General features: G+C 64.2%; 11 protein-coding genes and 2 tRNA genes. 4 read left to right on the top strand and 9 right to left on the bottom strand.

Annotated elements, in window-relative coordinates; all coding sequences use genetic code 11:
* Positions 1 to 2 precede the first annotated feature (2 nt).
* The 6 genes from ACSYDV_RS12985 to ACSYDV_RS12960 form a co-directional block, all read right to left on the bottom strand.
* On the bottom strand, positions 3 to 4370 hold the full coding sequence (locus ACSYDV_RS12985; protein WP_438324229.1) for a strawberry notch-like NTP hydrolase domain-containing protein: 4368 nt from the start codon (positions 4368 to 4370) through the stop codon (positions 3 to 5).
* A gap of 153 nt (positions 4371 to 4523) precedes the next feature.
* Positions 4524 to 5339, bottom strand: a complete 816-nt coding sequence (locus tag ACSYDV_RS12980) for a DUF7007 domain-containing protein (RefSeq protein WP_438324228.1) — start codon at positions 5337 to 5339, stop codon at positions 4524 to 4526.
* Complete coding sequence (locus tag ACSYDV_RS12975; protein ID WP_438324227.1) at positions 5336 to 5791, bottom strand: UCP036055 family protein; 456 nt, start codon at positions 5789 to 5791, stop codon at positions 5336 to 5338. Before ACSYDV_RS12975 ends, ACSYDV_RS12980 begins: the two co-directional genes overlap by 4 nt.
* Positions 5792 to 5886: 95 nt before the next feature.
* Positions 5887 to 8013 (bottom strand): ParB/RepB/Spo0J family partition protein, encoded by a 2127-nt coding sequence (locus ACSYDV_RS12970; protein ID WP_438324226.1) that lies wholly within the window; start codon positions 8011 to 8013, stop codon positions 5887 to 5889.
* Between the two features lie 204 nt (positions 8014 to 8217).
* Positions 8218 to 9366, bottom strand: a complete 1149-nt coding sequence (locus ACSYDV_RS12965) for a tyrosine-type recombinase/integrase (RefSeq protein WP_438324225.1) — start codon at positions 9364 to 9366, stop codon at positions 8218 to 8220.
* 143 nt (positions 9367 to 9509) lie between these two features.
* Positions 9510 to 9595 (bottom strand) — tRNA-Tyr (locus ACSYDV_RS12960).
* Positions 9596 to 9674: 79 nt separating this feature from the next.
* Between ACSYDV_RS12960 and rlmB the strand changes: the two genes are divergently transcribed.
* On the top strand, positions 9675 to 10445 hold the full coding sequence (rlmB, locus tag ACSYDV_RS12955) for a 23S rRNA (guanosine(2251)-2'-O)-methyltransferase RlmB (protein WP_438324224.1): 771 nt from the start codon (positions 9675 to 9677) through the stop codon (positions 10443 to 10445).
* Positions 10446 to 10548: 103 nt separating this feature from the next.
* Here the strand turns inward: rlmB and ACSYDV_RS12950 are convergent, their stop codons facing one another.
* Positions 10549 to 10866, bottom strand: coding sequence for a 2Fe-2S iron-sulfur cluster-binding protein (locus ACSYDV_RS12950; protein ID WP_438324223.1), 318 nt, complete (start codon positions 10864 to 10866; stop codon positions 10549 to 10551).
* 100 nt (positions 10867 to 10966) lie between these two features.
* Between ACSYDV_RS12950 and ACSYDV_RS12945 the strand changes: the two genes are divergently transcribed.
* On the top strand, positions 10967 to 11584 hold the full coding sequence (locus ACSYDV_RS12945) for a DNA-3-methyladenine glycosylase family protein (protein ID WP_438324222.1): 618 nt from the start codon (positions 10967 to 10969) through the stop codon (positions 11582 to 11584).
* Between the two features lie 106 nt (positions 11585 to 11690).
* On the opposite strand, the gene tig is transcribed toward ACSYDV_RS12945, so the two are convergent.
* On the bottom strand, positions 11691 to 13292 hold the full coding sequence (gene tig, locus ACSYDV_RS12940) for a trigger factor (protein ID WP_438324221.1): 1602 nt from the start codon (positions 13290 to 13292) through the stop codon (positions 11691 to 11693).
* Between the two features lie 99 nt (positions 13293 to 13391).
* Positions 13392 to 13476 (bottom strand) — tRNA-Leu (locus tag ACSYDV_RS12935).
* 146 nt (positions 13477 to 13622) lie between these two features.
* On the opposite strand from ACSYDV_RS12935, the gene ACSYDV_RS12930 reads away from it, so the two are divergent.
* Positions 13623 to 13829: a hypothetical protein gene (locus ACSYDV_RS12930; protein ID WP_438324220.1), complete on the top strand. Its 207-nt coding sequence runs from the start codon at positions 13623 to 13625 to the stop codon at positions 13827 to 13829.
* Positions 13830 to 13909: 80 nt separating this feature from the next.
* Positions 13910 to 15598, top strand: coding sequence for an amidohydrolase (locus tag ACSYDV_RS12925; protein ID WP_438324219.1), 1689 nt, complete (start codon positions 13910 to 13912; stop codon positions 15596 to 15598).
* The last annotated feature ends 52 nt before the right edge of the window (positions 15599 to 15650 follow it).

The following is a 15650-nucleotide window of genomic DNA, read 5'->3' as shown; positions in this document are numbered from 1 at the left end:
CTTCAGGCGGCCTTGCGGTCGGCGACCCGCTGGATCGGAAACCGATCCACCAGCCGCGCGAACACATCGGCGCCAGCAGCCCCTGCCGGCACATAGAGCTTCAATTTCCACGAAACGATCTCGGAGATCAAGCCCATCGCCTTCAGCCGCGCGACCCCGAGGTCGGTGAACCCGGAGAGCTCGATACGCCAGTCGTTCATCGCGCGGACCCGTGCGACACGCTGGCCCTCGGCGAGGTGGAGAATGACGTCGCCCGCAGTCAGCAGCGACCAGGCATCGCTGGCAGTGAGTGTCGGCGGACCATCGTCGACGATCCGCGTAACCCATGCGGGCGACACCCTGCGACCAATCACGCGCTCCCCCGCATCGGTCTGGAGACGATAGACGCGCGTCGACTCGTTCGGGAGGCTCTTCCAGATCGGCAGGAGCAGCCCCGCCACCATGTGGAGCGTGCCCGTCTCAAACTCCGGAAGCTCAGCAAGTTCGGCGTTCCAAGCGGCGGCGAAGGTCTCGGCATCGACATCGTTCCAGTGGCTTGTGAAGAGCTGATCGGTGAAGATCTTGATCGTCTCCATCGGGCGGATCAGGCGGAAGCGGCGGTGCACGGCGCCTTCGTCGTCGACCACGCTCCGCGCCCGCAGCCGCACCGCTGCGCGGCCCGACCGTCCGTTCACGAGCAGCGCCGCCTCTTCGGCTTCGGCGAGATCGAGCGCCTTGCCCAGCGCAAGCGGCGCGAGCCGGTCCTTGCGCACGATCGTCAGCAGCTGGGTTTCGGCGCCGGTGCCCGGGTGCGTGTAGATCGTTCGCCGATCCGAGATGACAAAGCTCTCGGCACGCAGCGTCTCGAGGCCGACTTCGTAAGTCCCCGCAGCCATCGCCGCCTCGATACGCGCCGAAAGCAAGCCCTCGAACGCCTCGAACAATATGTTCTGGAGTTCGATGACAAGCGCGAGCATGCGGTTCAGGAAGGTCGTGATCGGCGGCAGTTCGTCGCGAAGTCCGCCATCGCTGTCGAGCAGCGAGAGCCCGGTCGCCCCTTCGAAGGTCAGCAGGGAACAGCCTTCGACCTTGCCATTCGCGATCAGGTAATAGAGCTGCCGCAGCGCATCGCGCGCGTAGAAGCTCTCGAGATTGTCCTCAGGCCGGAACATATTCTGACCGCCAGTCTGGCGCTGACCGCGCGTGATGGCGCCCATGGAGTCCAGCCGCCGCGCGATCGTCGAGATGAAGCGCTTCTGCGCCTTCACGTCGGTCGACACCGGCCTGAACATCGGAGGCTGCTTCTGGTTCGTCCGGTTCGTGCGCCCGAAACCCTGGATCGCGGCGTCGGCCTTCCAGCCGGCCTCCAGCAGATAGTGGATGCGCCGGCGCTGGTTCTTCGCCCCGAGGTCGGCATGGTAGGATCGCCCCGTGCCGCCGGCTTCGGAGAAAATGAGGATGCGCTTCGCATCGTCCATAAACGCATGAGTTTCGCCGACGCTCGCACTTCCGGTCCGGTTCTGGACGGCGAAGCGAAGCTCGCCATCCTCGCCGGTCTTCGGAACGATGCGGCGCGAGCGCCCCGTCACCTCAGCCACCGCGTCTGCCCCGAAGTGCTGGACGATCTGGTCGAGCGCGCCCGGAACCGGCGGAAGCGCGGCGAGCTTCTCGATCATCGCGTTGCGGCGGCGGAAAGCCTCGCGGCTGACGATCGGATTGCCCTCCCCGTCATAGGCCGGGCGCGACGAGAGATTGCCCTCGCTGTCGGTGCAGGGCTCGAATAGCTGGACCGGGAAACCGTGCGCGAGATAGTCGAGGACATATTCGCGCGGCGTGATGTCGACCGACACGTCGCCCCATTCCTCGGCAGGGATTTCGGCCAGCCTTCTCTCCTGCAGCGCCTCCCCGGTGGAGACGATCTGCACGACCGCGGCATGGCCCGCATCGAGATCGGCCGCGATGCTCGCGATCGCGCACGGGGTCTGCATCGCGGTGATCAGATGGTTGAAGAAGCGCTGCTTCGTACTCTCGAACGCCGAGCGCGCCGCCGATTTCGCCTGCCCGTTGAGGGTGCCATGTTCGGCGCTCGTCACCCCTGCCGCCTCCATCGCGGCATCGAGATTGTTGTGGATCACCTGGAAGGCGCCGGCATAGCTGTCGTAGATGCGCCGCTGCTCGTCGGTCAGCCTATGTTCGAGCAGCTCATATTCCACCCCGTCGAACGAGAGTGAGCGCGCCGCATAGAGGCCGAGCGCCTTGAGGTCGCGCGCGAGCACCTCCATCGCAGCGACCCCGCCCTCCTCGATCGCTGCCACGAAATCGGCTCGCCCCGCGAAGGGGAAGTCGGTCCCACCCCAGAGCCCGAGGCGCTGCGCATAGGCGAGGTTCTGGACGGTCGTCGCGCCTGTCGCCGAGACATAGACGACCCGCGCGTCGGGCAGCATGTGCTGAAGCCTCAGTCCCGCGCGGCCCTGTTGCGACGGCTTCTGGTCGCCGCGCTCGGCCTTCCCGCCCGCGGCGTTCGCCATAGCATGCGCCTCGTCGAAGATGATCGCGCCATCGAAGTCGGCGCCGAGCCATTCGGCGATCTGGTCGATCCGGCTCGCTTTGCCATCGCGCGCTTGCGAGCGGAGCGTCGCATAGGTGGTAAAGATGATGCCCTCGGCGAGCTTTACCGGCTTGCCCTGCCGGAAGCGCGACAGCGGGGTAACAAGCAGCCGCTCCTGACCGAGTGCCGACCAGTCGCGCTGCGCATCTTCGAGCAGCTTGTCCGACTTCGATATCCAGAGCGCGCGGCGGCGGCCTTTCAGCCAGTTGTCGAGGATGATGCCAGCGACCTGCCGGCCCTTGCCCGCACCGGTCCCGTCGCCGAGAAACCAGCCGCGGCGAAACGTTAGCGACCCCTCGCCATCGTCGCTCGCGGCGGCGACGACGTCGGCGGTTTCGTCGACGCTCCATGCACCGCTCAGATAGCCGCTATGTGCCTCCCCCGCATATATGACCGACTCGAGCTGGGCGTCCGACAGGAGACCTTCCACCACAAGCCGCTTGGGCAGATTCGGGCGATAGGAGGGTTTCGGAGGCGCCACCGACGCCATCGCGGCGGACTGCACCAGCGCCGTCGGGTGCGGAAGGGCCCCGGCAATACGCAACGACTGGAGGACATAAGGCTCGTAAATCGCCTCTTCGAGCAGCCCGGCCGGTGGGATCCAGTCGGCCGTTTCATAGTCGAGTAAAGGTGCAGGATCCCGATGTTCATCGACGACAGCAGGATCGACGTCGATCCTGCTCGCTCGAGCGGCCGTGCGGAGCGTGCTCGCGATCGGAAGTGCCGCACGGGGCGATCCCGGCGGTACGGGCGGAATATCCGTCGCGCCGCGCGGCGGCACATGCGCGAGAACCCATTGCAGCAGCGTCGCAAGGTCGGGCGCCAGGCCGACGGATCCTCTCAATGTCTGCGGATCGGGCGCCGCGATCTTGTCGAAGATCGTGAGGCGGGTTTCGATCGTCGTTCCGTGCTTCGCGAAGGCCTTGCCGGAGACCGCTGCTGAAAACACCAGAGTCGCCGATTCCTGGAGGCGTGCGAACTTCGAGCGCCATGCCGGAGCATCGGGCGATAGGCCCGCGCCGGTAATCGCGACGAGACGCCCGCCTGGCGCAAGGCGCGCCAGAGCCGAGGATACATGGCGGAGAGCAGCATCCTTCATTTTCGCCTCGACATGAGCGAGCGCAGAAAAGGGCGGGTTCATCAGGATGACGTTAGGCGCGCTGCCGCCAGCAAGCCGGTCGTCGATCGTCGCCGCGTCGTGACGGCTCACCGGTACGCCCGGAAACAGCTGATCGAGGAGCGCCGCGCGCCATGGATCGAGTTCATTGAGCATCAGCATCGCGCCTCCAAGCTCTGCATGGACCGCGAGCATGCCCGTGCCAGCCGACGGTTCGAGCAGCAGCTCGCCCTTGCCGATCCCGGCGGCGAAGGCGGCAACGAAGGCGTAAGGCAGCGGTGTCGAGAATTGCTGCAGAGCCTGCCCCGCCTCGGAACGGCGCGTCTGCGTCGGGACGCGCGCCGCGATCCGCTCGAGCGCCAGCAACATTTTCAGCGGCGCCGGGTTGCGGCTCACAAGCGCGCGCCCGTAACGGCGAAGCAACATGATGCTCGCCGCCTCGCAGGCCTCATATGCCGCCTTCCAGTCCCATCCGCCCTCGGCATCACTGGCGCCGAACGCATCCGTCATAGCTCGGCGCAATATGCTGGTGTCGAAGGGCTTGCCGCTTTCGAAGACAGGGAGGAGTGCCTCGGCGGCGCCGAGCAGGCGCGCCGCGCGCTGGGCCGGGTTGATGTCGAACGAAGGGGTGGCGGCGCAGCGTGCCGCAGTAGGAAACAGGGTCATGAGCAATCTCCGGTGCTTGAGGGAAAGTGCCGGCCGCCTCTCTCTCGGCGGGCCCCGGCACCCCTTCCGGCCACCTCTCGCTCCCGCGCAGCGGCTATGGGCCGTTCGCAAGAAAAGGGTGCGCAACGACCCTCGTTGAAGCGCACCCCTGGTTCAGCTCTGTTGAAGCTCCTCGTGTCGATCGAGGTCGATGACGAAGCCGTGGCGGCCCGGCGCATATTCCTCGTCAGGAACGAGGAAACTTCGCGTCGCGCTAACGTCGCGAACGCCGCCAAGCGTCGCACCGACTTCGATCATGTGCTGATGATCCTTTGAGCGGGCCGCGGATATGACGAGCCAGTCGGCAGCGTGATCGGCGAGGAACTGGCGGCGTTCCTTCTCGAACGATTCCGCGGGATCGAGCATATAGCCATAATAGGCCTCCCACGCGTCGGGCAGCGAGTTGCGCAACGTCTTCTCGGCGAGACGGCGCTCATAGGCAGTGAAGAGCTCCATGAAGACGGTGGCAACTTTCGACCATTCGCAGTCTTCCTCATACCAGCCATCGTCATTGCGAAGCGCCATGTGCATCGTGCGATTACGCTCCGGGTCGAGAAAGAAGCCGCCGTGGCTCGCGGTCGAATGAAAGACCACGCCTTCCGAATAATTCTCGCTCGATTGCGCAGGGCCCCACGGTGTGGCGATGTCGCCCTTCTCCGACCACCGCCCAAGATCCCGGAGTTCTCGCCGATGCTGAGCGGTCTCCTCTACATGCGCGCGGAATTCTGCTTCGTCCGCGACGATGCCGTCCGCGCCGGAGAAATCAGCATTGGTCCATGCGGCCATCGCGGCGCGAAGTCGCCAGCCCGTCAGGATGCGCAGCCCGGCCTCCACCGGAACCGCGAGAAAGGCGAGATCCTGCACGCGGCCTGCCTGGAGGCCTGCCCGCGTTTCCGCGAACTCGGCTTCGATGATCGCCTCGCCGATCATGCCGCCAGCTCCCCGGCGAGGCCCGAAACGGTTTCGAGCCTTACCTTCGCAAGATGATTGCGCGCGAGCCAGACATCGGCCCCCGCCGCATCGAGTGCCAGATATTCGAGCTCTTCGCTGTCACCATAAGGGCGGAGGATGCGAATGCTGCCCGGAGGCGGCAATTCCTCGATCTCGAATTCGAGGCCGCTCGTCGCCTGGAAGAAGCGGTGGAACTTGATCAGGATGATCCCGTTCGAGCCGAAGTCGCCGATATGAAGCAGGAAACCGCCGGGCCGCGGCCCGCTCGGCGCTTCGGTAGGAAGCTCCTTGCGCACGAGCCTCCCCCTGTCGTTGCGCGTCGTCCATGCGGACAACTTGCGCTTGAACCTGCCGGGCGGTCGCGGCGTGCCGTCCGAGAAGCGGATGACGGCGCCGAGCGGCGCTTCGTCGATAATGCGATAGGCTGACATTTCAAATCTCCTGAAACGCCGAAGCCCCGCACGATGGCGGAGCTTCGGGAGGCTGAACGATGTTCGATTGTTACGTTTTTGCAGGAAGGCGCCGGTCACTCGGCGGCGACGGCCAAGCCCTCATCGTCCTCGTTGAGGAACGGCGGCACCTCGGCGTCGATAGCGGCGGGTTCCGTCCCGTTGCTCTGGGCATATCCGGTCATCTCGCCCTCAACGACCGAAGTGCGCAGCGGTTCGGGGAGCCAGTCGCACTCCTCGAGCAGCCGCTCGGCTTCGCGCGCCATGTCCGCCTTTTTCAGATGGTCGATCATCTGGGCGAAATTCTCGCCACGCGCCTCGGCGACGTCGGCGAGAATGCGAGGCTTCGTGACAGCCCCGAAATAGCCGGCAGCGGTCGCCTTCCAGCCGGCCTGTCCGACATCGAGCCCGACCGCCCGCGCGAGCACATCGCTGTGCGCGATGCGCCGTTCGACCTTCCGCTTCGAGATACGGCCGTTGTCATATTTGGGGACGATCTCGGCCTGCGCGTTGACCGCAACCGAAGCGCAGTGCGCGAAAAGCTGCGACTGCGCGTCGGGATCGAGGCCAAGCAAGAAGTCCCAGACCTCCTTGTCCGACTTGGGCAGCCGTTCGCGCCACATCGCAGCACGTTCGGCAATCGCCTGCGCGGGCGCGCAATCGCGCAGCTTCGGCGGTTCGTTGCTGAAGTAGACCGCATTCGACGAGACCTGCACGCAGTTGTCTTCGCTGAGGCGGAAGAAGCAGTCGAGGACGAACGCGTGGAGCACGGAGCGGAACGCGAGCGCTGGATCGCCCGCGATTGCGTTCTGAAGCGCCAGCGTTCGCCACGCCGTCAGATCCGAGACGAGTCGGTCCGACAGCGGCTTCAGTACCTCACCCTCATCCTCCTCTCCGGACGGCGGCGCAGTGCTCGCGGAGCCGGGTTCCGTACCCCCGCCGACTGTGGCTGCGCCGGTCGCGGCAATCGGCCCACTATCGTCGCCGGAGCGCTCGATCTCGCCCTCGTCAGCAGCGGGCTCGTCTTCGGGCCGGACGAAGCCACGTTCGACGTTGGTCGTGCCATTGAGGTCGATCGACACGAAGGCGCCGCCGATCGCCACCTCGGCCGGGTCGAAGACAAGCGGCCGATCGCTGATCGCGCCGATCTCGATTTCGATCGTATCGAGCCGGTCGTGCACCTCCTCGGGTACGTCGCGCTCCTCGGCCCAGCGCTTGTTGAGATCGTCGGCCTCGGCCTCGAGCGCAGCAAGCGCCGCATCGTCGGCCTCGGTCATCGCGACCTCTTCGCTCGCGAGCCGGCGCAGCCCCGACGTGGCGCTCCACGGAAGATCGATCGCGGTCACGACCCATTTCCAACCCTCGCCCGCGATGCGCTCGCCCTCGACAGTCAGCTTCTCGTCGACGAGCCGATCGAGCAGCGCAGGATCGGTGAGCCAGCCGCCGGCGTCGGCCTCGAACAAGTCGCGGACGATGCCGCCGCCAGCCGCCAGATAGGCCTCGACGCCGACGAAACGCGCCCGCTTGTCCGCCACCCGCACGCTATTCTCGGTGAGGCGCTGGCGAATATAGGACGGCGACTTGTTGAAGCTGTGCTCGAGCTGGTCCCACACCTCGCCCTGTCGCTGATGATCGTCCGAGACAGTGAATGCCATCAGCACGTCGAGGCTCATTTCATCCTCGCCGTAGAGATCGAGCAGCCGCGGCGAGACGGTCGCGAGCTTAAGGCGCTGGCGCACCACCGCAGGCGTCGTGTGGAAATGCGCCGCGATCGCCTCGGCGCCATTGCCCTTGTCGACCATCGCCTGCATCGCGCGAAACTCGTCGAGCGGGTGGAGATTCTCGCGGAAGGCATTTTCGGCGTAACTGTCTTCCTCGGCGAGGATGTCGCTGATCGCCGGACGGACGATGCAGGGAATCGGCGCGTCCTTCGCGAGCAGCTTTTGCTTCACAAGCAGTTCGAGCGCTCGGTAGCGGCGGCCGCCGAATGGCACCTCGTAGCGGCCGGTTTCTTGGCCGGCCCCGTCGAGCATGGGCCGAACGCCGAGGCTCTGCAGCAGCCCCCGCCGGGCGATGTCGGCCGCGAGCGTGTCTATAGACACGCCCGCCTTCACTCGCCTGACGTTGGACTGGGAGAGCTCAAGCCGGTCGAGCGGGATCTCGCGCGACGGATTGAGGGTGAGTTTCGGAACCGGTTTTGCCATGATGTTTCTCCATGGCGGTCGCCGCGAGACTCTCTCTCGGCTGCCTGACCGCCACGAAGGCGGTCACCCTCCTCTCCCTCCAGCGATCGGGTGGGCGCAGCCCGGCCGATGTCCAAAGCTTCGCAGCACGCGCTCCAGGGTGATGCCTGGAGCCGGCCCGCATCCTTTTACGGATGGTTCTCCATTCTTTGGGAAGAGAGGCGATCAAATTTCCGCTGCGCAGTACGCAGACCACGCCGCCATCAGCTCGCGGCGCTTTTCGAGAAGCGGGCCTCGCCGGTAGGCGGCCTCCGTCTTCTCCTTCACCGCATGGGCAAGCGCCGCCTCGGCGACCCGATCGGGAAAGTCGGTAGTCTCGCTCGTCCAGTCTCGGAACGATGATCGGAACCCGTGCGGCGTGACGTCGAGGGCCATGTCGCGCAGCACCTTGATGATCGTCATGTCTGACAGAGGACCTCCCCGCCCAGTGCCTGGGAACACGATATCGGTACAGCTTCGCCGGTAGAGTTCGCAGCGGTCGAGAATGCGGCATGCATGGTCGCTGAGCGGGACGACATGCTCGCGCGCCGCCTTCATCCGTTCGGGGGGAATGGTCCAGAGCCGTGCATCGAGATCGAATTCCGACCAGGTAGCGCCGCGGATCTCACCCGACCGCCCTGCGGTCGCGATCACGAACTCGAGCGCTAGGCGCCCGATAGTTTCCGTCACGCGAAGCTTTTTTAAGAACGCGGGCACGTCTGCATATGGCATTGCCGCGTGGTGCTCGATTCCCTTCGGCTGCCGCGGCAAGCCGCGCGTCACCGATTGCATCGTCAGCTCGTGCTCGCGATATCCTTTGGAAAAGGACCAATCGAGGATCACCCCGATTCGTTGGCGTACCCGGCGAGCGGTCTCGGGCTTGGTCAGCCAGATCTCGCCGAGCAACTCGTGAACCATCGGACCCGTGATGTCGCTCACCCGTTTGTCGCCGATATGAGGAAAGGCAAACATTTCCAGCGTGCGCATCCACTGCCAATTATGCTTCGCGTTTCGCCAGCTCTTGCTGTGGGTCGCGAACACCGATGCTGCAGCCTCGCGAAAGGTCGGTATGCCTTCAGCCTTTCGGCGCTCGTGGCGGGGATCGAGCCCGGCTTCAGTCCAAGCTCTAACTTGCCGGTTCAACTCGCGTGCCCGCGCGAGGCTCACCTTCCCAGTTCCGCCCAGACCGAAGTCTCTGCGCCTTCCGTCCTTCTGGACCCGCGATACCCAGCTCTTGGAACCGCAAGGCCAGACCACCAGATAGAGGCCATCACCATCGGGGTGGCGACCTTCTTGGCACTCGGATTTTACACGGGCTGCAGTGAGGCTCGACATGCGCCTATTCTCCCACATTTTCTCCCACGGGAGAAATTGGCTACGGGTGAACTGGCGTGGACGCCCTTGGACGCGAATCACGTCGCAAGCCTCGGTTTAACTTGGCTTTTTCGACGCGAGCTCGCGCTGCGGATTTTGGAGTTTGGTGGACAGGGCTGGATTCGAACCAGCGTACGGAAACCCGGGCAGATTTACAGTCTGCTGCCTTTAACCACTCGGCCACCTGTCCATTGGGGCCCGCTTTGGGAAGCGGTCCAATGGCGAAACGAGGCTTGCCTGTCAATGCCAGTCATGGGAAAGGCGCCCTCATGAGACAAATTTCCCGTCATCGCCGCCCTGCGGGCCAAAGTCCGCGTGGTCAGGCCATCCGTTTTTGGGGCCGTCACGCCGTTTTTGCAGCACTCGACAACCCCGAGCGCACGGTAAAACGAATCTGGGGCACCCGCGAGGCACTGGGTCAGCTCGACCTGCCCACGAATCTTCCCGTATCCTTTGCCGAAGTCACCGACCTTGCGCGACTCGTCGCCCGGGACGCGCCGCATCAGGGGCTGGTGATCGAGGTCGATCCGCTCGAGGGCGTCTATCTGGGCGACGTGCTGCAGGCGGAGATCGATGCGAACAGCAAACGTCCGCTCGTGATTCTCGATCAGGTCACCGATCCGCACAATATCGGCGCCGTCCTGCGCTCGGCCGCCGCCTTCGATGCCGCCGCGATCGTGACGCAGGACCGACATAGCCCGCCCGAAAGCGGCGTGATCGCGCGTTCGGCGTCGGGTGCGCTTGAAACCGTGCCGTGGGTGCGCGTCGTCAACCTTTCGCGCGCGCTGGAAGAAATCGCCGAGGCGCAATATTGGCGTATCGGGCTGATGGGCGATACCGAAACGACGCTCGCGGAAACGCTCGACGGCAACAGGGTCGCGCTGGTTCTCGGCTCTGAAGGCGACGGCATCCGTCACAATGTGATGGAGCATTGCGATGTGATGGCAAAGCTGCCCATCTCGCCGCGCATGGAAAGCCTGAATATCTCGAACGCCGCGGCGATCGCACTTTATGCGGTGGCGATGGCAGGCAAGGGCTGACACACAATATCGGCATCGCGAACACAGCGAAGCAATCCAGGGCTGCGTAAAAGACGCTGGATTGCTTCGCTGGGTTCGCGATGACGTAAAATATGCCTGAGGATCAATCCTCGGCGGCGATCCGTACCTTCAGACCGTCGAGCGCTTCGCTGAACGGAAGCTGGCACGACAGGCGCGAATTGTCGTCGCGGTCGGTCGTCGAATCGAGCAGATCATTCTCGTCCTCGCTCATCGCGGGCAGCTGATCCTTTGCCCCCGCCTCGACATGGACGTGGCAAGTGGCGCACGAACAGCAACCGCCGCACAGCGCGAGCAGCTCGTCAAAGCCCGCATCGCGGATATTTTCCATCACGGTCAGGCTGGTGTCGCCCTCGATCTCATGCTCGGTACCATCACGCGTCACCACAATAAGCTTGGCCATGCTCAATCCCATATCTGTTTCTCGCGGTCGCTATGTCGCGCGTTGCAACGCAAATCAAGCGTTGCTATTAGCAACCAAAGGAACAAAAGGAGAATATGGGATGGGCCTGAGCCAGAAGCAGCTGAACGACGGAATCGACGCGCTGGCCGCGATCGATACGAACTTCGCGCGCGCGCTCGGCCATGCAGGCTATCCCGAACCGCGAATCCGCGAACCCGGCTATACCACCCTGCTGCGCACGATCGTCGGCCAGCAGGTCAGCGTCGCCGCCGCGACCTCGATCTGGAACAAGCTGGAAGCGGCGTTCGGCGAAGGCTGCCCCGCCGAGGTGATGGCGGCTGCCGAGTTCGATGCATTGCGCGCCTGCGGGCTGTCGGGGCAGAAACAGGGCTATGCCAAAAGCCTCGCGCAACTGATCCTCGACGGCGAACTCGACGTCACCGCCCTCCCCTCCGATGATGAGGAAGCGATCGCGCTGCTGACCAAGGTGAAGGGCATCGGGCGCTGGTCGGCCGAAATCTATCTGCTCTTTGCCGAGGGACGCCCCGACATCTGGCCCGCTGGCGACCTCGCTGTGCAGGAGGCCGTTGGCCGCATATTGCAACTCGACGCACGACCCAGCGAAAAGCAGGTGCGGGTTCTGGCCGAATCCTGGCGCCCCCACCGCGGCGCAGCAGCGATCTTCAGCTGGCACTGCTATAATATGGCGGTGATCTGAGGGGGCCGCTGTCTCGCCCCTTTCTTCGAGGGGGACGATGTTGGAAAATAAAAAGGCCGGGTGGAGCATCCTCCACCCGGCCTTTTGATATCGTGTCAGCCGAGGCTTATTTCTTTTCCGCAGCCTTTTTGGCCGGAGCCTTCTTCGCAGCGGGCTTGTCCTCGGCAGCCTTCGCCGGAGCAGCCTTCTTCGCAGCCGGCTTTTCCTCGGCAGCGGCTTCAGCCTTCTTGGCCGGCGCCTTTTTCGCGGGAGCTTCGGCAGCTTCCTCGGTCACGTCGGCCTTTTTGGCTGCCGGCTTTTTCGCCGCGGTCTTCTTGGCGGGCTTGTGGTCGTGATCATGGTCGTGACCACAACCCGGCCCGTGGACGTGGCCGCCATCGTCTTCGGCTTCGATCGCCGCTTCGATTTCTTCGCGGGTCACTTCGCGATCGGTAATCTCTGCCTTTTCGAACAGGAAGTCGACCACCTTGTCCTCATAGAGCGGAGCGCGCAGCTGGGCTGCGGCGAGCGCATCCTGCTGGACATATTCGACGAAACGCTGGCGATCTTCGGGACGATATTGCTGTGCAGCCTGAGCGACGAGGCGCTGCATTTCCTGACCCGAGACCTGAACGCCATGTGCCTGACCGATTTCGGAGAGGAGCAGGCCCAGACGGACGCGGCGAACCGCGATGTCGCGATATTCGTCGCGATCCTTTTCCAGCTCGGCCTTTGCCGCTTCGGGATCTTCTTCGCGCGCGACTTCCTGTTCCAGCTGCTGCCAGATCTGGTTGAATTCGGCTTCCACCATCGACGGCGGAACTTCGAAATCATGGCTCGCGGCGAGCTGATCGAGCAGCTTGCGCTTCATATAGGTGCGAGTCAGGCCGTTCAGTTCCTGCTCGACCTGGTCCTTCATCAGCTCCTTGAGCTTGTCGAGGCTTTCGAGACCCAGCGACTTGGCGAAGTCGTCGTCGATCTTCGTTTCGGCCGGAACCTTGATTTCCTTCACCGTCACGGCGAATTCGGCGTTGGCGCCCTTCAGCGTCTCGACCGGATATTCGTCGGGGAAGGTCACCTTTACGACCTTGTCGTCGCCAACCTTGACGCCGACCAGCTGGTCTTCAAAGCCGGGGATCAGCTGACCCGAGCCGATTTCGACTGCCATGTCCTGGCCGGTACCGCCGTCAAAGGCGACGCCATCGACGCTGCCGGCGAAGTCGATGATGACCTGATCGCCGGTTGCGGCCTTGCGGGTCTTCGGCGCTTCTTCGAAACGCTTCATCTGCGCGGCAAATTCTTCGATCTTCGCCATCACGGCCGCGTCGTCGGCGGGAACGGCCAGGCGTTCGAGCTTCAGACCGTCGATCGACGGCGTTTCGATCACAGGCAGCACTTCCAGCGCGACGGTCAGTTCGGCGTCCTTGCCGTTTTCATATTCGTCGGCCAGCGTCACAGCGGGCTGCAGCGCCGGGCGGAGCTTTTCCTGCGCCATCAGGTCGCGCACACCGGCGTCGATCGCCTTGTTCAGCGCGTCGGCCGCCAGTGCCGGTCCGTGCATCTTGCGGATCAGGTTTGGCGGCACCTTACCGGGACGAAAGCCGGGCATGCGCACGGTCGGCGCGATGCTCTTCACTTCGTCATCGACGCGTGCGTCGATATCCTTGGCGGCTATGGTCAGGCGATATTCGCGCTTCAGGCCTTCGTTCAGCGTTTCGACGGTCTTCATTGCCTTGATCTTATCCTTGCTCAAAATCTCGTATCGACAACCCCGGCCAGAACGGCGGAGTTCCCTATCCCGGCCCCGCCCTCATTGGCGTTCGCGAATTGGTGCGGGCGAAGGGACTCGAACCCCCACATCTTGCGATACTGGTACCTAAAACCAGCGCGTCTACCAATTCCGCCACGCCCGCAGGAGCTTTCGGCCGGGTGCACAGGTGCTGCGCGCAAAACCACGCACGCCCGTGCGGGCCGCGCGGGGCTATAGCAGACGCGCAGCCGAGGGCAAGGGGCGGAACGAGTGCCACGTCCGTTCGTTGATCGGACAAGGAGACATGCCATGAACACCCCCGCGAGCGCCGCCGATCCGTTGCCGAAACCCAAGCCCGATATCATCGAGCCCAAGGCTCCGCCCGAACATCCCATCCAACCGGCGCCGCTGGAAGATCCCGCCGGGCAGCCGCAGGAAATTCCCGGTAATCCGGGCGGCGGCGACATCGATGAGCCCGGTCGCGGTCCCGACGAGGTGCCGCCGGACCAGATCTGATACCGCTGAAAGTTTAACCGGTCAGGCACTTGACCCTCTCCCTCCCCGCCCGCCACTGTGGGCCAACAAGGGAGAGAGAAATGAAAACAATCACCGGCGCCATCGCACTGTTTCTGACGACAACCGCGACGAATGCTATCGCGCAGGACAGCGTCCTCTATCGCGGTGGCCCGATCGTCACGATGGATGGCGACGTGCCGCAAACGGTCGAGGCGGTTGTGACGCGCGGCGACAGAATCGCCTTTGCCGGGACAGAGAAAGATGCGCGCGAGGCCGCGGGCAAGGATGTTGTAACCCGCGACCTTCAGGGCGCCACCATGCTCCCCGGTTTCATTGACGCCCATTCGCACTTCAGCTTTGCGCTGCAAATGGCGGGCGCGCTCGACCTCAGCGATAAGACGTTGCCACAGGCGAAGACCATCGCCGAACTGCAGGGCGCGATCCGCGATCATATTGCGCGCCGAGCGATCCCGAAGGGCAGCTGGGTCGTTGTGATGCAATATAATGAGGAGACGCTTGCCGAACGGCGCCACATCGACCGCGCCGAACTGGACGCCGTGTCGCCCGATCACAAGATCATCCTCTTCCACGTCTCCTTCCACGGTGTCGTCGCCAACAGCCCTGCCCTGGCTGCCGCGAAGCTGACCGATGCCAGCCAGCCGCCGCCGGGCGGGCTGATGCTCCGCGACGACGCCGGACGGCTCAACGGCGTGTTGCTCGAAAAGGCCATGTTCCTGATGATGCCCGCCTTGCCGCAACCGACCGTCGAGCAGAAGCTCGCGGGACTCGACGCCGCGCAGCAGCGCTATTTCGCCGAGGGCTATACCCATGCACAGGACGGCGCCACCCAGCCCGCCGACCTTGCCTTTTTGACCAGCCCCGCAGCACGCGAAAAGCTCAAGATCGACCTTGCGCTCCTGCCCTTCTACGCCGGGCTCGACGCGCTTCTCGCGCAACCCGACCTCAAATTCGGCACCTACAACGGCCACGTCAAACTGCAGGGAATCAAATTCCTCCTCGACGGCAGCCCGCAGGCACGCACGGCCTTTTTTACCCGTGACTATGCGCGTGGCGGCCCGGACGGCGCACACCCCTGGCACGGCCAGCCGATCATCAAGCAGGAGGAATTTGACGCGCTCGCGCGCAAGGCCAATGATCGCGGCTGGCAGATTTTCGTCCACGCCAATGGCGACGCCGCGATCGACATGGCGATCAAGGGTTTCGACGCGATCGGCATCAAGGCGGCCGAGAATCGCCGCCCGATCGTCATCCATTCGCAGTTCCAGCGCCGCGACCAGCTCGCCGACTATGCCCGCATCGGCGTCGGTCCCGCCTATTTCTCGAACCACACATGGTATTGGGGCGATATCCACCGCACCAATTTCCCGGCCGAGGTCGTCGATTTCATCAGCCCCTTCGCTTCGGCGCGTGCTGCCGGGCTGATGCCCTCAAACCACAGCGATTACAGCGTGACCCCACTCGACACACGCTTCATGCTCTGGACCTCGATGGCGCGCGTCTCACCCACCGGAGTCGTCAGCGGCCCCGCCGAACGCCTGAACGCCTACGCCGCGCTGCAAGCTCTCACCACCGCCCCCGCGTGGCAGGTTTTCGAGGAAGATCGCAAAGGCCGCATCAAAGCGGGCCTGCTCGCCGATTTCGTCATCCTCGACAAGAATCCGCTGACGACGCCCGTCGATGCCATCAAGAACATCAAGGTTCTGGAAACGATCAAGGAAGGCCGTTCGGCGTGGCGTCCGAAGGAATAGCACACGAGCGATTCTCCAGCGGCAATATCCCACTTTGGCGGGCCCGCTTTCG

The organism is Sphingopyxis selenitireducens (genome assembly GCF_051550705.1).
Lineage (GTDB): Bacteria > Pseudomonadota > Alphaproteobacteria > Sphingomonadales > Sphingomonadaceae > Sphingopyxis.
The sequence above is the reverse complement of the archived record's forward strand: the minus strand, read 5'-3'. Positions and strand labels throughout refer to the sequence as shown.